The 16,891-nt window shown below is 70.7% G+C and carries 13 protein-coding genes and 3 tRNA genes; 12 read left to right on the forward strand and 4 right to left on the reverse strand.

Annotation, left to right across the window (positions count from 1 at the left end):
• Positions 1-245: 245 nt before the first annotated feature.
• Positions 246-1,130, forward strand: coding sequence for a S1 family peptidase (locus tag ACFT2C_RS09300; RefSeq protein ID WP_377206755.1), 885 nt, complete (start codon positions 246-248; stop codon positions 1,128-1,130).
• Positions 1,131-1,134: 4 nt separating this feature from the next.
• Entirely contained in the window at positions 1,135-2,034 is a 900-nt protein-coding gene (gene dapA / locus ACFT2C_RS09305; RefSeq protein ID WP_377206756.1) for a 4-hydroxy-tetrahydrodipicolinate synthase, read from the forward strand.
• Positions 2,035-2,079: 45 nt separating this feature from the next.
• On the opposite strand, the gene ACFT2C_RS09310 is transcribed toward dapA, so the two are convergent.
• Positions 2,080-2,658 (reverse strand): dihydrofolate reductase family protein, encoded by a 579-nt coding sequence (locus ACFT2C_RS09310; RefSeq protein ID WP_377206757.1) that lies wholly within the window; start codon positions 2,656-2,658, stop codon positions 2,080-2,082.
• Positions 2,659-2,928: 270 nt separating this feature from the next.
• Between ACFT2C_RS09310 and ACFT2C_RS09315 the strand changes: the two genes are divergently transcribed.
• Entirely contained in the window at positions 2,929-3,807 is an 879-nt protein-coding gene (locus ACFT2C_RS09315; RefSeq protein WP_377206758.1) for a S1 family peptidase, read from the forward strand.
• Between the two features lie 99 nt (positions 3,808-3,906).
• Here ACFT2C_RS09315 and ACFT2C_RS09320 read toward each other — a convergent pair whose 3' ends face one another.
• Positions 3,907-4,305, reverse strand: a complete 399-nt coding sequence (locus ACFT2C_RS09320) for a PPOX class F420-dependent oxidoreductase (RefSeq protein WP_377206759.1) — start codon at positions 4,303-4,305, stop codon at positions 3,907-3,909.
• A 270-nt stretch (positions 4,306-4,575) separates the two neighbouring features.
• Between ACFT2C_RS09320 and ACFT2C_RS09325 the strand changes: the two genes are divergently transcribed.
• The 5 genes from ACFT2C_RS09325 to ACFT2C_RS09345 all read left to right on the forward strand — a co-directional run bounded on the left by ACFT2C_RS09325 (position 4,576) and on the right by ACFT2C_RS09345 (position 9,895).
• Positions 4,576-5,457, forward strand: coding sequence for a S1 family peptidase (locus ACFT2C_RS09325; RefSeq protein ID WP_377206760.1), 882 nt, complete (start codon positions 4,576-4,578; stop codon positions 5,455-5,457).
• A 188-nt stretch (positions 5,458-5,645) separates the two neighbouring features.
• Positions 5,646-5,717 (forward strand) — tRNA-Gly (locus tag ACFT2C_RS09330).
• Positions 5,718-5,741: 24 nt separating this feature from the next.
• A tRNA-Cys gene (locus ACFT2C_RS09335) sits at positions 5,742-5,812 on the forward strand.
• A 1-nt stretch (position 5,813) separates the two neighbouring features.
• Positions 5,814-5,888 (forward strand) — tRNA-Val (locus ACFT2C_RS09340).
• A gap of 269 nt (positions 5,889-6,157) precedes the next feature.
• Positions 6,158-9,895, forward strand: a complete 3,738-nt coding sequence (locus tag ACFT2C_RS09345) for an Ig-like domain-containing protein (RefSeq protein ID WP_377206761.1) — start codon at positions 6,158-6,160, stop codon at positions 9,893-9,895.
• A gap of 99 nt (positions 9,896-9,994) precedes the next feature.
• Here ACFT2C_RS09345 and ACFT2C_RS09350 read toward each other — a convergent pair whose 3' ends face one another.
• Positions 9,995-10,696 (reverse strand): tyrosine-protein phosphatase, encoded by a 702-nt coding sequence (locus ACFT2C_RS09350; RefSeq protein WP_377206762.1) that lies wholly within the window; start codon positions 10,694-10,696, stop codon positions 9,995-9,997.
• A gap of 9 nt (positions 10,697-10,705) precedes the next feature.
• On the reverse strand, positions 10,706-12,484 hold the full coding sequence (locus ACFT2C_RS09355; RefSeq protein ID WP_377206763.1) for a cation:proton antiporter: 1,779 nt from the start codon (positions 12,482-12,484) through the stop codon (positions 10,706-10,708).
• 196 nt (positions 12,485-12,680) lie between these two features.
• On the opposite strand from ACFT2C_RS09355, the gene thrS reads away from it, so the two are divergent.
• From thrS to ACFT2C_RS09375, 4 genes are read left to right on the forward strand one after another with little or no spacing between them, the layout of a single operon-like run.
• On the forward strand, positions 12,681-14,720 hold the full coding sequence (gene thrS / locus ACFT2C_RS09360) for a threonine--tRNA ligase (RefSeq protein WP_377206764.1): 2,040 nt from the start codon (positions 12,681-12,683) through the stop codon (positions 14,718-14,720).
• Entirely contained in the window at positions 14,720-15,292 is a 573-nt protein-coding gene (locus tag ACFT2C_RS09365) for an HIT family protein (RefSeq protein ID WP_377206765.1), read from the forward strand. Before thrS ends, ACFT2C_RS09365 begins: the two co-directional genes overlap by 1 nt.
• Entirely contained in the window at positions 15,292-15,912 is a 621-nt protein-coding gene (gene pgsA / locus ACFT2C_RS09370) for a phosphatidylinositol phosphate synthase (RefSeq protein ID WP_377206766.1), read from the forward strand. The genes ACFT2C_RS09365 and pgsA overlap by 1 nt, the downstream gene beginning before the upstream one ends.
• Positions 15,912-16,865, forward strand: a complete 954-nt coding sequence (locus ACFT2C_RS09375) for a phosphatidylinositol mannoside acyltransferase (protein WP_377206767.1) — start codon at positions 15,912-15,914, stop codon at positions 16,863-16,865. Before pgsA ends, ACFT2C_RS09375 begins: the two co-directional genes overlap by 1 nt.
• Positions 16,866-16,891 lie beyond the last annotated feature (26 nt).

The following is a 16,891-nucleotide window of genomic DNA, read 5'->3' on the forward strand; positions in this document are numbered from 1 at the left end:
CTCGATGCCCCTCACCAGGATGACGCGGTTGGCACGTCCGCCGGCGCCTGCTGGTCGGACTCGCCGTACCGCACGCCCAGCTGCACCTGGCAGCGCAGCGTCTCGCCGTCGAAGTCGAACCACATCGGGTTGACCTGGACCGTGTCGTCCAGACGGGGACCCGTGGGCCAGCGTGGTGGCCGGGGCGGCATCAGCCCTGGTGGGCAGAACTCGCCGCGGACTGGCCTCTACCCTGAGAGGTCGCTATGAAGGTACTTCCCACCGCATCTCACACCACCGCGGCGAAGTGGTTTCGCCTGACCATCCTCGCCGCGCTGATCGGGCTCATGGCACCGGTCACGGCCGCACCCGCGAACGCCTCGGAGTCCGACGAGCCGACCGACGCCGAGCTGGCAGAGCTGAACGAAGCCGTCGGGGAGACCGACATCGAGGGCATCGCCTGGTACACCGACCCGGTCGCCAACGAGGTGGTCGTGACCGCCGACTCCAGCGTCTCCCTGTACGAGCAGAACCACCTCCGCTGGACCGCCCGCGAGGATCTGGACGCGCTGGCGATCGAGCGGGTGAGCGGAGCTTTTGAATCCTTGGCGCTGTATCCCGGTTCTGCCGTCTACGGGCGGGGTGTGCGCTGCTCGTTGGGTTTCAACGTCCGCACCGGCTCGAGGTACTACTTCCTCACGGCAGGGCACTGCGGCAAGGTCGTGCCCTACTGGCACGCGAAGTCGTCCACCGGCAAGCTGATCGGGCGGAGAATCTTCACCTCGTACCCGGAAAACGACTATTCGATCATCAGGTACGACCCCAAGTGGCTGAGCCGGCCCGGCGGCTACAGCTTGGCGAAGCCCACCGTCGGGCAGGCCGTCACCAGGGACGGGTCGACGAGCGGTACGCACTCGGGCCATATCACCGCGGTCAACGTCACCGTCAGGTACGTGGGCGGGTACACGATCAACGGGCTGATCCAGACCGACATCTGTGGTGAGCACGGCGACTCCGGCGGCCCGCTCTACCGAGGATCCAAGGCCTTCGGCATCACGTCTGGCGGAGTCGGCGAGTGCCCGGAGCATGGCATCACCTTCTACCAGCCCGTCGGCGAGATACTCAGGGCCCACGGGCTCCACCTCTACTGATCCTATGAAGAGCATTCCGATCCGAGGCATCATCCCCGCGCTGGTGACGCCGTTCCACGACGACGAGTCCCTGAACCTCGAGCAGATGAAGCGCCAGACGGTGCGTGCCATCGACGCCGGCGCCCACGGGGTCTTCTGCCTGGGCACCAACGGGGAGTTCTTCCAGCTGACGGCGGACGAGCGCGTGGCCGTCCTCGAAGCCGTCAAGGAGGCCGCGGACGGACGCGTGCCGGTCTACGCCGGCGCGGGGGCCGTCGGCACGCGCGACACCATCACGCTCGCGCGGCGACTGGCGAGTGCCGGCGCCGACGTGCTGTCCGTGATCACGCCCTACTTCGCCGCCGCGTCGCAGGAGGAGCTCTACCGGCACTTCGCCGCCGTCGCCGAGAGCGTCGACGTGCCGATCCTGCTCTACAACATCCCCGTGCGGACGAACGTGAACCTGAACCCGTCAACGGTGGCCAGGCTCGCCGCTATCGAGAACGTCGTCGGCATCAAGGACTCCTCGGGGAACTTCGACAACGTGCTGCAGTACCTCGAGCTCACCGACCGCGACACGTTCGCCGTCCTGTCGGGCACGGACTCGCTGATCCTGTCCACCCTGCAGGCCGGCGGGACCGGTGGCATCACCGCCATCGCGAACATCTACCCGCAGACGATGGTAGAGATCTTCGAGCAGTGGCAGGCGGGGGACCTGGAGGCCGCGCGGTCCGCGCAGTCCCGCATCCGCTCCGTGCGCAATCTCTTCCGCCACGGCAACCCCAACACCATCGTCAAGGCGGCCACCAACGCCGCCGGCGAGCAGGTGGGCCCGTGCCGGGCGCCGTTCAATCACCTCGGCGAGGAGGCGCTCGCCGAGATCGCGGCCACCGTTGCCGCGGACCACGCCCGGGGCGTGCGATGACCCCGGTCCAGATTCCGGCTGTGTCGCTCGACGGCGTCGCGACGCTCAGCCGCCGGCCCCGGGCGGCCCGTCCAGGACGGTCGGGATGTACTCGAGGAGCTGGAGCCGGCCGTCGAAGGTGCGGCTCTCGACCAGGTCGAGGGCGACGTCGGGGTAGTGGTCGAAGATGCGCTCCCGCCCGGTGGCACCGGTGATGACCGGGAAGACGACCACGCGGAACCGGTCTACGAGGCCGGCCTCGAGCAGCGAACGGCACAGGCTGAGGCTGCCGATCGTGCGCAGGGGGCGCGACGAGGTCCGCTTCATCTCGCGGACGGCCTCGACGGCGTCGCCGTCGACCAGCTCGGTGTTGGCCCACGAGAGCGGCGTCTCCAGGGTGGCCGAGAAGGCCACCTTGGGCAGCGCGTTCATCTCGGCGAAGCCGGGATCGTCCGGCATCTGAGCGGCGAACCCCGACATCAGCCGGTACGTCGTCGCGCCCATGAGGGCGGTGTGCTCGTACTCGGGCCCGGAGCTGACCCACTCCAGGTACTCGGGCCCCTCCATGCCCCAGAAGCCGGGCCAGCCCTCCGCTGCCGCGTAGCCGTCGAGCGAGATGATGAAGTCCACCATGAGGTTCGGCACCGGTCTCTCCTTCGTGGTCGCTGGTGCGTCGTCCCAGTGGTGACCGACCGTCCGAACGAAACTCATCGGCGCCGGCGCGGCTGGCGCGGCCGGGGTGAAAACGGCCCGAATCGGCCGTATTTCATTTCCAGTCAGTTACATCTGGTTTGGGGTCTTGTGGGGTGAAATATCCGAAGGGCATACTCACGCCAGCGAGACGGCAAGGGACGGCGACCCGCCCTTGCCGAGCAGGGTCCGCCACCAGCGGGCCCCTCACCCCAGGAGGACGTCATGACGTTCACTCGCACCACGTTCCGCCAGGGCTCCGCGAAGCGGGCCCGCCTGATCGCACTCGCAGCAGGACTCGCGCTCGCGACGTCCGCCCTGTCCGGGCCGACGGCGTCGGCCGACTCCGGCAAGGCGACCGCCGCCGAGCTGGCCTCGGTGCGCGCCGCCGTGGCCTCGACCGACGTGACCGGCATCGCCTGGTACACGGACCAGGCGACCGGCAAGGTCGTCGTGACCGCCGACTCCACGGTCTCCGCCACCGAGCTCGGCGAGGTGCGCAAGGCCGCGGGCGCCGACGCCGACGCCCTGGCCGTCAAGCGCGACTCCGGCGTCTTCAAGCCCCTCCTGGGGGCCGGCGACGCCATCTACGGTTCCGGGTACCGGTGCTCGGTGGCCTTCAACGTCCGCAGCGGCAGCACGTACTACCTGCTCACCGCCGGGCACTGCGGCAACGTGGTGCCCACCTGGTACACGAACTCGGCGCAGACCACCCTGGTCGGCCCGACCGTGGGCTCCAGCTTCCCGGGCAACGACTACGCGCTCGTCCGGTACGACAACACGTCGGTGAGCCACCCGGGCGGCTGGACGGCGGGCAACGCCTACGTGGGTCAGAGCGTCACGCGTGACGGCTCGACGACCGGCGTGCACTCGGGCACTGTCACCGCCCTCAACGTCACGGTCCGCTACGCGGAGGGTTCGGTCGGCGGGATGATCCAGACCACCGTCTGCGCCGAGCCCGGCGACTCGGGCGGTGCGCTGTACAGCGGCTCCACCGCCCTCGGCATCACCTCCGGCGGCAGCGGCAACTGCTCCTCCGGCGGCACCACGTTCTTCCAGCCCGTCACCGAGGCGCTCAGCGCGTACGGCGTGTCCATCTACTGATGACCGGCCGTATCTGATCTGACCTGCGCGGGCGGCGTTTCCGGGATGGTTCCGGGGATGCCGCCCGCGTCGCGTTCGGGTGTCTCGCGAGTCGGGGCGCTACTGCGTCGCGTAGCGCTCGATGCTCATCACCAGGACCACCCGGTCGGCGCTGTCCGCCGGAGGCTGCTGGTCGGGGTTTCCGTATCGCTTGCCGAGGTGGACGTAGAACTCCCCGGTCGGGTCCGGGACCACCTCGACCAGCTTCCCGCGGACCTCGAGGTAGTTGAAGGCGTTCTCGTCGTTCAGGATCGCGAGGCTCATCGACGGATTGTGCTGGAGGTTGCGGTACTTGGCGCGCTTCGTGGTGTGCGTGAAGCGCAGCGTCTCGCCGTCGAAGTCGAACCACATCGGGTTGACCTGGACCGTGTCGTCAGGACGGACGGTGCCGAGGAACGCGTAGTTCGGCGCCTCCAGGAGCGGGATCAGGTGGGCGGGGATGATGTCGGTCGCACTCATGCCGCTGAACATAACCCGGCGAGGCCCTCAATGAGTATTGGGTGAAAGGCTGGACGGTGAGGCGTTTTCACCCGACAACATGCGGGCGATGCCGGATGAAACGACTTGAGACGAGCGGAATTCGTTTCCAACCGGTTACATCTGATTTGAAGCCTTGTGGGGTGAATTGGGGAAGGGCAATACTCTCCGCCAGCGAGACGGCGGGCGACGGCGATCCGTCCTTGCCGAGCAGGGCCTGCCCCTGCAGACCCCTCACTCCAGGAGGATGCAATGAGGTTCATTCGCACCACGCTCCGTCCCGGCACCTCGAAGCGGGCCCGTCTGATCGCACTCGCGGCAGGGCTCGGGCTCGCGGTGTCCACCCTGGCCGGGCCGGCGGCCACGGCCGCCCCCGGCAAGCCGACCGCCGCCGAGCTCGCCACGGTGCACGCCGCCGTCGGCAAGGCGGGCGTCGACGGCGTCGCCTGGTACACGGACACCGCCACCGGCAAGGTGGTCGTCACCGCCGACTCCACTGTCACCGCGGCCGAGCTCAACACGGTCCGCAAGGCGGCGGGCGCCGACGCGGACGACCTCACCATCAAGCGCGCCAGCGGCGTCTTCAAGCCGCTGCTCGGCTCCGGTGACGCCATCTACGGCTCGGGGTACCGCTGCTCCTTGGGCTTCAACGTCGTCAGCGGCGGCACGTACTACTTCATCACCGCCGGGCACTGCGGTGACGTGGCCCCGACCTGGTACACCAACTCGGCGCAGTCCACCCTGATCGGCCCGACCATCAGCTCGAGCTTCCCGGGCGACGACTTCGCGCTCGTCCGGTACGACAACGCCTCGCTGACCCACCCCGGCGGCTATACCGCGGCCAACGCCTACGTGGGCGAGAGCGTCACCCGGGACGGCTCGACGACCGGCACGCACTCCGGCACCGTCACCGCGCTCAACGTCAGCGTCAACTACCAGGGCAGCGGCCGCGTCCGGGGCATGATCCAGACCAACGTCTGTGCCGAGCCCGGCGATTCCGGCGGCGCGCTCTACGACGGCAGCAAGGCGATCGGCATCACCTCCGGCGGCAGCGGCAACTGCACCACCGGCGGCACCACGTTCTTCCAGCCGGTCACGGAGGCGCTCAGCGCGTACGGTGTGTCCATCTACTGACGGGCATCGGCCCTGACCTGCGCGGGCGGTGTTGCCGGATGGCTCCGGCGGCACCGCCCGCGTCGCGGTCGGGCCGCCGGGCGCGACGCAGGTGGCGGGGTCATTTCGATTGGACCGGCGGGCCGTTTGTGAACTACTCTTCCGGAGCGTCACCACGAGGGCCCGAGAGGGTTCAGGATGGTGGCAGCGCGGATGTAGCTCAGTGGTAGAGCATCACCTTGCCAAGGTGAGGGTCGCGGGTTCAAGTCCCGTCATCCGCTCGATCCCATCTTGGTGGGGAGCACGGTGGGTTGGCCGAGAGGCGAGGCAGCGGCCTGCAAAGCCGTACACACGGGTTCGAATCCCGTACCCACCTCGGGCGATTGGCGCAGCGGTAGCGCGCTTCCCTGACACGGAAGAGGTCACTGGTTCGATCCCAGTATCGCCCACCAGCTAGGCCCCGGACTTCGGTCCGGGGCCTTTTCTGTTGCCCGACGGCGCCCGGCGCATCTCCCCGCCCTCATCGCCGAAACGATCAATAGCGAACAACATCTTGGCGCTTTCAGTTGCTCCGGCTAGCGTGGCGGCCAGTAGTTGATCCTCAACGATCAGAAACGAACATCGACGTCGATGGTCACTGGGTGCGGCTCAAGGAAGACCTGCACCGCCTCCGCCGTGAGCCCCCGGCGTCGAAAACACTTCAACGTGGAAGGGGAGCACCATGAGACGTGGACGAATGTCGTCAGCCGCCATCGCGGGGATGCTCGTGTGCGGCGTGATCGGATCGTCGCTCGTCGCGGGAGCGGGGGCATCGGCCGCGGGAGTGCCTCGCGCGCCGGAGGTCACCGAGATCACGGTCGACGGGGACGACGTCGCCGCGGACAACGTCAACGGCCTGACCTTCAAGGGCTTCGGCGTGCTCAGCGCCAACAGCACCAGCGCCCTCCTGATGGACTACAAGTCCGAGCAGCCCAGGAAGTACGCGGAGCTGCTGCAGATCCTGTTCGGTGGTGACCACCCGATCATGCAGCACGTCAAGATCGAGATGGGCGACGACCGCAACAACTCGACGGGCTCCGACGTGTCGACGATGCGCACCGCGGACGAGCCCGCGAACGTGCGACGCCACCCGGGCTTCCAGCTCGCGGCGGACGCCAAGAAGGTCAACCCCGACCTCAAGGTGTCGATCCTGCGCTGGAACGCCGCTCCCTGGGCGAACACGAACGACAAGATCTACGACTGGTACAAGAACACGATCCTGGCCGCGTACCGCGAGTACGGGTACATGGTCGACTACGTCCACCCCGGCGTGAACGAGCACACCGCCGACCTGGACTGGACCAAGGAGTACGCCGAGCGCGTCCGTACCGACATGACGGGATACGTGAGCGACGACCCGCGGCTGGCGGGCTTCCGCCGCGGGGAGGCGAGCCTCTTCCACCAGATCCAGGTGATGGTCTCCGACGAGGCGGGCCTCGGCACCTTCGGTGACGAGATGGTCGCCGACGCGTCGCTGCGCGACGTCGTGGGCGCCTCCACCTACCACTACTTCACCGACGACGACGCGGCCGGGAACTTCAAGCGCCTGGCCGACGAGCTCGACGAGGAGGTCTGGAACAGCGAGGCGCAGGCCACGTTCAGCAACTCGTCGTTCCGGCCGAACAACAACACCGCCGACCCGACGGTCGCTGGCACCGGCCTCGGCGGGAGCGGAAGCTCCCTGGAGATGGCGAACACCATCGTCAAGGGCTTCGCCAACTCCCGGCGCACGCACTTCATCTACCAGCCCGCGATCGGCTCGTTCTACGAGGGCGGGCAGTACTCGTACAAGGAGCTCGTGAGCGCCCGCGACCCGTGGTCCGGGTGGATCCACTATGACGCAGGCCTGGTCGCGCTGCAGCACTTCTCGAACTTCGCGGTGACCGGCTGGGAGGACTCGCGCAACCGGTCGGGGATCTGGCGTGCGGTGCCCCAGGCCTCCGCCACCACCGCTACGGGCACCAACCCAGTCAACGGGCGGAACGGCGGCCCGAACTACCTGACGCTCGCGGCGCCCGACCGCTCGGACTTCTCGACGGTGTTCGTCAACGATTCCGAGGCTCCGCGGACCTACCGGATCACCCCGGAGGACCTGGACCTCGGGTACAAGCCCCGCCTCGCGGTGTGGGAGACCCGTGCCGCGGAGGACGGCGAGGCCTTCGACGCCCGGTACAAGCAGCACGTCGGCAACGTCTCCGCGGACGCCGAAGGCGCCTACAGCGTCACGGTGCAGCCGTACTCGATCACCACCGTGACCTCGCTCGACGTCCGCCGCGACGAAGCGTGGACCACGCCGCTGCCCGTCGAGGGCGAGCGCACCGTGCTCGACGCCGGCGCCGCCCGCGAGGCACCGCGGAACGTGCTCTGGTCCGACGACTTCGACTACTCGGACAAGCGGGTGCCCATCGTCCGCGAGGGCGGCGGCCTGTCCGGCCGCACCGAGGACTTCGTCGACTCCCGCGGCGGCGACACCGGCGCGATCCCGCTGTACACGTGGGACCGCAACGGTTCCTTCGAGGCCTACCGGGCCGACGACGGCGAGCGGGTCCTGCGCCAGCAGGTCGACCGCGAGGGCACCGGCGTCGGCGGCGCGTGGAACGACGGCGAGCCGATCACCGCCGTCGGCGACCGGCGCTGGAGCAACTACCGCGCCACCGTCGACGTCCGCTTCGAGCGTGACACCGTGAGCGGCAACTACGCGGCCCTCGGCGCCCGCTCCAGCGGCGGCGACACCTCGCACGACCTCCGCGGCACGCCCTACGCGCTCAAGCTGGCCGTCGACGGCGGCTGGCAGCTCACCCGGCGAGGGACCGCCGTGGAGAGCGGCTCCGTCGCCGGCGACGGCTGGGACGCCGCCGCGTGGCACGAGCTGTCCGTGCAGGTCGCGGGCGACCGGGTCACCGGCTGGATCGACGGCGCGCAGGTGTTCGCCTGGACGGACGACGCCCCGATCCTCTCGGGCTGGGTGGACCTCGCCAGCGGGTTCCACTGGACGCAGTTCGACAACCTGAAGGTCGAGCGCGTGGCCGACGAGGTGCCGTACTACGGCGAGTACCTCGACGGCCACGAGATGACCGACCTCGCCGACCCGGCGGCGACCAAGCTCGTCTACGACGGCGAGTGGGCGCACGCCAACGGCAAGGGCATGTTCGAGTACGGCCGCACGTCGTCGATCAACCAGGCCGCCGGCGCCTCCGTGAGCTACACCTTCACGGGCTCCGGGCTGGACGTGCTCGGGGTGAACGACGGGTCCGCACGCCTGGACGTGACGGTCGACGGCGAGCCCGTCGCGCTCAACGCCCGCACCCGCGCGTCGGGCCAGTACCAGCAGGCGTTCGAGCTGCGGGGCCTGCGCTGGGGCGAGCACACGGTGACCCTCACCGTCGCGTCGGGCACGCTGAACGTCGACGCCGTCGGCGTCGTCTCGGCACCGGCTACCCGGGCGACCGACGTCCGGGCGCTCGCCGCCGCGCTGGACGTCGCGGAGGACGTCGAGCGCACCGACGACTTCACCGACGTCGAGTGGACGGTCCTCCAGAACGGCGTCACCGCCGCTCGCGCCGCGGTCGCCGACCCGGGGCGCTACCGGCTCGACGGGCAGGGCTCGGCGGACCTGGCTGCCCGGCTCCGGACGGCGTCCGCGCCGGTCGCGAACCGGATAGTCGACCTCGAGGAGCCCAGCGTGGCGACCTACGTCGGCGAGGCTCCGGCCCTGCCGGACACGCTCACGGCGGAGCTGACCGACGGCACCACCCGCGAGGTGCCGGTCGACTGGGCCCTCGACCCGGCGTCCTTCGACGAGGCCTGGGCGACCGTCGCGATCGAGGGTTCGTACGGTCAGGCGTCCGCGACCGCGCACGTCGAGGTAGTGCCGCGGGGGACCGTCGCGTTCGCCGACGTGAACGCGACCAGCGGCGGCGCGCTCGGGTACGACTCACCCGCCTACGCGGCGATCGCCGGCCTCGTCGGCGACGCGCTCGTGAACGACGCACCCGACCGGGTGCGGGAGAACGGCGCGGCGTGGGGGCACTGGGGGCAGAGTGCGTCGGGCAGCCGGTCGATCAGCTACAAGGGCGTCGTTCCTGGTGCGTACGACAAGACGACGACCACCGGGATGTACACGGCGAACCAGGTGGGGGCCGAGGTGTCCTACACCTTCACGCTGCCCGCGGGCTCGTACACGCTCGCGGCCGGCTCGCACTCGTGGTGGCCCGAAAGCAGCAGGAGCGCGGACGTCCTGCTCGACCACGACGGCGCGAGCCACCCCGTCGGGACGGTGACCCTGAACTCGGGCAACCCGAGCGAGGTGCTCAGCCACGACGTCGAGCTCGCCGAGCCCGGGCCGGTGACGATCCGGCTCAAGGCGACGAACAACCAGTCCCCGATGCTGTCCTGGGCGGCGGTGGTAGCCAGCGACTAGGAACTCAGCGGCCCCCCGTTGGTCGAGCTTGTCGAGACGTGGTGCCCCCAGGGGGCTCGACAAACTCGACCAGCGGCGGTGCTCGATCAGCGGTTGCGCTCAGTCCCGCTCCAGCAGGCGGGTGCGGAGCGCGCGGACGTGGCCCGGGGTGAGCCCGCCGCGCGCGAGGTACGCCTCGATCGAGCCGTGCCGGGTGCGCAGGTGCTCCAGCGCCCCGAGGATGACGTGCCGGGTGGGCGGGACCTCGCGCCCGGCGACGACGTCGCGCTCGTCCGGCTCGGCGTACCGGGGGGCGAGCCGCTGGTTGGTGATCTCGTAGTCGTCCGCGAGGGCGTCGACGTCGGCCCCGACGAGGGAGAGCGCGAGCGCCACCACCAGCCCGGTGCGATCCTTGCCCGCGGCGCAGTGCACCAGCACCGGCCCCTCGGGCGCGTCGGCGACGGCCCCGACGGCGCGCGCGAACAGCTCGGGACGCCGGTCCAGCAGCCCCGCGTACAGGTGGACCCACGGGCCCTCGACGGGGTCGCCGGGAGCCTGCACCGGTAGGTGCATGTGGGCGGGGAGGCCGGCGAGCCGGCTCGGCTCCTGCTCGATCTCGTCCGGGCGGCGCAGGTCGATGATCCGGGACAGGCCGTACGCGGTGGCGGCGGCGACGCCGTCGTCGGTCAGGAAGCTGGGGGAGTCCGAGCGCACGAGAACCCGCTCGCGGACCGCGCCGCCGCCCGTGAGCGGGAGCCCGCCCAGGTCACGCACGTTGAGGCAGCCCGGCCAGTCGAGGTGGAGCGGCGTGTAATCCGTCACGCCGGGAGGTTAACGCTCCGGGTCGTCATCCCGTATTGGCATTTTGCCCTTGCGCATCTCCACCGCTATCTGCTCGGCGTCCAGCAGGTCCAGGGCGTTGCCGAGCTGGGCGGAGTCGTAGGTGCCGGCGGATCGGGCAGCGAGCAGCTCCTCGCGCTGGGCGGCGATCGTGGCCAGACGCAGCTCCCGGTACTGGATGAACCGCTCCCTGGTGAGGACGGCATCCTCGTCCTGCGACTCGTGCTCCCGGAACATGTCCTTGCGTACGCGGGCGACCACGCCGTCGTCGTACGGCGAGCCGTCCGGGCGGCGGGGGTCCGCGAGGAAGGCGCGGGCGGCCTGCTCGTTCTCGCGGCGCAGGGCGGGCAGGTCGCCCGTGGTGTCCTGCCCGACGAGCCCCAGCCGGCGGGTCAGCCACGGGAGGGTGCTGCCCTGGACCAGCAGGGTCCCGAACGCGACGCCGAACGCGACAAGGATCAGGAAAGACCGGTTCGGCGTGTAAGCGGGCAGCGTCTGCGCGGCCGCGAGCGTCACGACGCCGCGCATGCCCGCCCACACCAGCAGGGTGCCCTCGCGCCAGCCGAGCGGCCGGGACAGGTCGTAGTCGATGTCGGCGGTCCGGCGCCGCAGGGTGCCCTGGATCCGCTCCAGGCGGGCGGAGGTCGAGCGCCGGTCCTTGCCCCCGACGCTCTCGACGGCCTGAGCCGTCGGCGTCGGGGCCCGCGCGACCCGCTGGTCGATGCGGTCCTGGACGCCCGACAGGGTCTCCCGGACGGCCTCGCCCCGGCGTGCCCGCCGGGCCTGGAGGCCGATCAGCGGCGTCACGAACGCGGCGCGCACCACGAGCACCGCGACGCCCGCGACGGCCGCGAGCCCGGCGGCCTGGAGCACCGTGCCGCTGCCGCGCTCGGCGTCCTCGATGAGGTCGAAGAGCTGGATCCCCATCGCGAGGAAGACCGCGCCCTCCAGCAGCAGCTCGACGGTGTGCCAGTTGGACCGTTCGGCGATGCGGTCCTGCGGCCGCAGGTGCCGCGCCGAGCCGTTGCCGGTGACGAGGCCCGCCGCGACGACGGCGACCAGCCCCGACGCGCCCAGCTCCTCCGCGGGCAGGTAGGCGGCGAACGGGATGACGAACGACACGGCGGTGCTCAGCGCGGCGTGCTGCAGGCGCTTGCGGATCCGCAGGCCCACCCAGCCGACGGGCACGCCGATCGCGACGGCCATGCCGGCCGCGAAGGCGAAGTCGCCCACCACGTCCCACAGGCTGACCGACACCGCGGTGGCCGCGATCGTCGAGCGGAGCAGGACCAGCGCGGAGGCGTCGTTCAGCAGGGACTCGCCCTCGAGCATCGTGACGCTGCGCGGGGACGCCCCGAGCCGTTTCACGATCGAGGTCGCCACGGCGTCGGTCGGGCTGACTATCGCGCCCAGGGCGATAGCGGTGGCCAGGTCGATCCCGGGGATCAGCCAGCGGAACAGCAGCCCGAGCACCACCGAGCTGATCACGACGAGCGTCACGGAGAGGCCGCCGATGGCCGTGAAGTCGCGCCGGAAGTCCATCGACGGCAGGCCGACCGCCGCCGAGTACAGCAGCGGCGGGAGCACGCCGCCGAGGATCAGCTCGGGTGGCACCGCGACCGCCGGGACGAACGGCAGCAGGCTCACCCCGGCGCCGAGCACCACGAGCACCAGGGGCGAGGCGACGCCGGCCCGGGGAGCGAGGGCGGTGACCGCGATGACGAGGGCCGCCGCGGCTGTCGCGACGGTCAGGTAGTCCACGTAGTCCACGGCCTGACGGTACGAGACGCCGGCGGCGTCCGCCCCGGTAGGTGACCTGGATCACCCGGTCCGTCCGGCTCTGCCGTGCGCGTGTTCGCGCGGACGCGGTGCGACCGCGGGTCACGGATCGGTACGATCGAGGGGCACCGTCCGGCGGACGGTGTCCCTCGATCCGTTTTCCTTCCGTTCCCCAAGGAGCACTCCTGTGTCCGACGTCGCATCGCCGCCCAGCCCCATCGACCTCGCCGATGGCGAGACCCCGGCTGAGAACTCCACGGGGGCGACGACGACCACGGCCACGACCACCGGCGCCGAGCTGTACCGCGAGCGCCGCGACGTCGTCGTGGTGCGGGTGGACGGCGAGCTGTGGGACCTCGACCGCGAGATCCCGGCCGGCCACGAGGTCGAGCCCGTGACCATCGGCGAGCCGGACGGCCTGGCCGTGCTGCGGCACAGCGCCGCCCACGTGCTGGCGCAGGCGGTGCAGCAGGTCAACCCGGACGCGAAGCTGGGCATCGGCCCGCCGGTGACGGACGGCTTCTACTACGACTTCGACGTCGAGACGCCGTTCACGCCCGAGGACCTCAAGAACCTCGACAAGATCATGGGCCGCATCATCAAGGAGGGCCAGACGTTCCGCCGTCGGGTCGTCACCGAGGACGAGGCCCGCGCCGAGCTGGCGAACGAGCCGTACAAGCTGGAGCTGATCGGCCTCAAGGGTGGCGCCGGCGACGGCGGTGCCGACGAGAACGGCGAGAACGTCGAGGTGGGCGGCGCCGAGCTGACCATCTACGACAACGTCCGGGGCGCCGGGCGGGAGAGCGAGACCGTGGTTTGGAGCGACCTGTGCCGCGGGCCGCACCTGCCGAGCACGCGCCTGATCGGTAACGGCGTCCAGCTCATGCGCTCGGCCGCGGCCTACTGGCGCGGCAGCGAGAAGAACCCGATGCTGCAGCGCGTCTACGGCACGGCGTGGCCCAGCAAGGACGAGCTCAAGGCGCACCTGGAGCGGCTGGCCGAGGCCGAGCGGCGCGACCACCGGCGCATCGGCGCCGAGATGGACCTGTTCAGCTTCCACGACGAGGTCGGCTCCGGCCTGCCGCTGTTCCACCCCAAGGGCGGCGTGATCAAGCGGGTCATGGAGGACTACGTCCGCCAGCGGCACATCGAGGAGGGCTTCTCGTACGTCGGCACGCCGCACATCACGAAGGACGGGCTGTTCCACACCTCGGGGCACCTGCCGTACTACTCGGACACGATGTTCCCGGAGATGGACCTCGAGGGGTCCAAGTACCGGCTCAAGGCCATGAACTGCCCGATGCACAACCTGATCTTCGCCTCGCGCGGGCGCTCGTACCGCGAGCTGCCGCTGCGCCTGTTCGAGTTCGGGTCGGTGTACCGGTACGAGAAGTCCGGCGTGGTGCAGGGCCTGACCCGCGTGCGCGGGCTGACCCAGGACGACTCGCACTCCTACGTGACGCCCGAGCAGGCGCCGGGGGAGGTCAAGCACCTGCTGGAGTTCATGCTCAGCGTGCTGCGCGACTTCGGCCTGGACGACTTCTACCTGGAGCTGTCCACGCGGGACGACTCGAAGCCGGACAAGTTCGTGGGCTCGGAGGAGGACTGGTCCGCCGCGACGAAGATCCTCGAGGAGGTGGGCCGCGAGACCGGCCTGGAGCTCGTGGCCGACCCGGGCGGCGCCGCGTTCTACGGCCCGAAGATCTCCGTGCAGGCCAAGGACGCCATCGGGCGGACCTGGCAGATGGGTACCGTGCAGTACGACTTCAACCAGCCCAAGGGCTTCGGGCTGGAGTACACGGCCGCCGACGGCACGCGCCAGCAGCCGGTGATGATCCACTCGGCGAAGTTCGGCTCGATCGAGCGGTTCATGGGCGTGCTCATCGAGCACTACGCGGGCGCCTTCCCGGCGTGGCTCGCGCCGGTGCAGGTCAAGATGGTTCCCGTGGCCGAGGCGTTCGACGACTACGTGAAGGACGTCGCCGCCCAGCTCACGGCGCGCGGCATCCGCGTCGAGCTGGACCTCTCCGACGACCGGTTCGGCAAGAAGATCCGCAACGCGTCCAAGGAGAAGGTGCCGTTCACGCTCATCGCGGGCGGTGAGGACGTCGAGGCCGGCGCCGTGTCGTTCCGGTTCCGTGACGGTACGCAGGAGAACGGCGTGCCGGTGGCGGACGCCGTCGAGCGCATCGCGGCGGCGGTGGCCGAGCGGTCCCAGCAGGCCTGATGGAACCCACCGCCCAGGACGCCGCGGACTTCGGCCCGCCGGGTGACGGGTTCCAGCGTCTCTGGACGCCGCACCGCATGGTCTACATCGGCGGGCAGGACCGGCCCGCCGACTCGACCATCGCGACGTGCCCGTTCTGCCGCATCCCGGAGGGCGACGACGAGATGGGCCTCGTCGTCGCCCGCGGTGAGCTGTGCTACGTGGTCCTGAACCTGTACCCGTACAACTCGGGGCACCTGATGGTGCTCCCGTACCGGCACGTGTCGGACTACACGGACCTGACCGACGTCGAGACGGTCGAGCTGGCGAAGATGACGCAGCAGGCCATGCGCGTGTCGCGCGCCGTCTACGCGCCGGCAGGCTTCAATCTTGGTATCAACCAGGGAGAGGTGGCGGGCGCGGGTATCGCTGCGCACCTGCACCAGCACGTGGTGCCGCGCTGGCAGGGCGATGCGAACTTCCTGCCCGTGGTGGCCCAGACCAAGGCGATGCCCGAGCTGCTGGGGGAGACCCGCCGTCGGCTCGCTGAGGCGTGGGAGACCACGGGGGGCGGAGAAGAAGAGGAGAGCTGATGCTGCGGGGCCTGCGTTCCTTCATGGCCATGGTGTTCACGCCCCTGGCCCGGTTGCTGCTCGCCCTGCATGTCTCGCCCGACGCCGTGACCATCGCCGGCACCGTGGTGGTCACCACCATCGCCCTGACGCTGTTCCCCGCGGGGTACACGCTCGTGGGCGGCCTGCTGGTCGGCTTCTTCGTCCTGTTCGACTCCCTGGACGGCGTGATGGCGCGCATGGCCGGGCGCTCCGGCCCGTGGGGCGCGTTCCTCGACTCGACGCTGGACCGCGTGGCCGACGGCGCCGTGTTCGCCGGGATCACCCTCTGGTTCGTGCTGCACCCCGACGAGCACCATGGCCTGTGGGGCCTCGCGGCCGCGCTGGCCTGCCTGGTGCTGGGCAGCGTCGTCCCGTACGCCCGGGCCCGGGCCGAGAGCGTGGGGGCCACCGCGCAGGTCGGCATCGCCGAGCGCGCCGATCGGCTGGTCCTGGCGCTCGTGCCGTTCACCTTCCTGCAGGTCGGCCTGCCCGTCGTGGTGCTCGAGGTGGTGCTGACGCTGCTGGCCCTCGCGAGCCTCGTGACCGTCTTCCAGCGCATGGCCACCGTGCGTGCGCAGCTCACGCGGCGGGAGGCCTGATGAACGTCGCGTCCTTCTACACGTTCGCGTGGCGGAACGCCACGAAGATCCCCGAGCCGGTCCTGCGGGGCCTGTTCACGGTCGTGGCCGACATCACCTGGCTGCGGCGCACCAAGGGCGTGCGCCGCATGGAGGCCAACTACGCGCGCGTCCGGCCAGACCTCGACGACGCCGCCGTCCGCAGGCTCTCCCGGGCCGGCATGCGCAGCTACATGCGGTACTTCCGCGAGGCCTTCACCCTCCAGGGCATCAGCCCGGAACGGCTCCAGGCGCGCGTGCGCGTGGAGGGCTACGACGAGCACGTGCGCCCCGTGGTCGACGCCGGGGGCGCCGCCTCGCTCGCGCTCGGCCACCTCGGCAACTGGGACCTGGCCGGCGCGTACGGCTCCCGCTACCTCGCGAGCGTGCTCACCGTCGCCGAACGGCTCAAGCCCGACGAGCTGTTCGAGGAGTTCGTGCGGTTCCGCAGCTCCCTCGGCATGCAGGTGCTGCCCCTGGGCAACGGCGACACGCTCGGCGCCCTGATCCGCGGCGCCAAGGAGGGCAGCAAGCTCATCCCGCTGCTCAGCGACCGCGACCTCACCGCCAGGGGCATCGAGGTCGACCTCGCCGGGCACCGCGCCCGGGTCGCCGCCGGACCGGCGCTGGTCGGGCTGGACGCCGGCGTCCCCGTGCACGCGGTGGGCATCACCTACGAGCGGCTGCGCGGCGCCCGCCGTCGGGCAGCGGGCACCCCGTGGGGGATCGTCATCCGGTTCCACCCGCCCCTGCCCGTGCCCGACGCCGGTCTGCCGCGCGACGAGCGCGCGCGCCTGCTCACCCAGGGCTGGGTGGACCAGCTCGCCGGGACCATCGTCGAGCACACCCACGACTGGCACATGCTGCAGCGGGTCTTCCTCGCCGACCTCGGGCCCGCCCGGCGGAGGGCCGCCGACGTGCGGGGCACCGGGTGAGAGGCGTCCGGCGGCGCAGCCACCGC

This window comes from Promicromonospora sp. NPDC057138 (assembly GCF_042670845.1).
Taxonomy (GTDB): domain Bacteria; phylum Actinomycetota; class Actinomycetes; order Actinomycetales; family Cellulomonadaceae; genus Promicromonospora.

Coding starts and splice junctions, on each gene's coding strand:
- ACFT2C_RS09300 (WP_377206755.1), top strand. CDS start 246: ATGAAGGTACTTCCCACCGCATCTCACACCACCGCGGCGAAGTGGTTT.
- dapA (WP_377206756.1), top strand. CDS start 1,135: ATGAAGAGCATTCCGATCCGAGGCATCATCCCCGCGCTGGTGACGCCG.
- ACFT2C_RS09315 (WP_377206758.1), top strand. CDS start 2,929: ATGACGTTCACTCGCACCACGTTCCGCCAGGGCTCCGCGAAGCGGGCC.
- ACFT2C_RS09320 (WP_377206759.1), bottom strand. CDS start 4,305: ATGAGTGCGACCGACATCATCCCCGCCCACCTGATCCCGCTCCTGGAG.
- ACFT2C_RS09325 (WP_377206760.1), top strand. CDS start 4,576: ATGAGGTTCATTCGCACCACGCTCCGTCCCGGCACCTCGAAGCGGGCC.
- ACFT2C_RS09345 (WP_377206761.1), top strand. CDS start 6,158: ATGAGACGTGGACGAATGTCGTCAGCCGCCATCGCGGGGATGCTCGTG.
- ACFT2C_RS09365 (WP_377206765.1), top strand. CDS start 14,720: ATGGAACCCACCGCCCAGGACGCCGCGGACTTCGGCCCGCCGGGTGAC.
- pgsA (WP_377206766.1), top strand. CDS start 15,292: ATGCTGCGGGGCCTGCGTTCCTTCATGGCCATGGTGTTCACGCCCCTG.
- ACFT2C_RS09375 (WP_377206767.1), top strand. CDS start 15,912: ATGAACGTCGCGTCCTTCTACACGTTCGCGTGGCGGAACGCCACGAAG.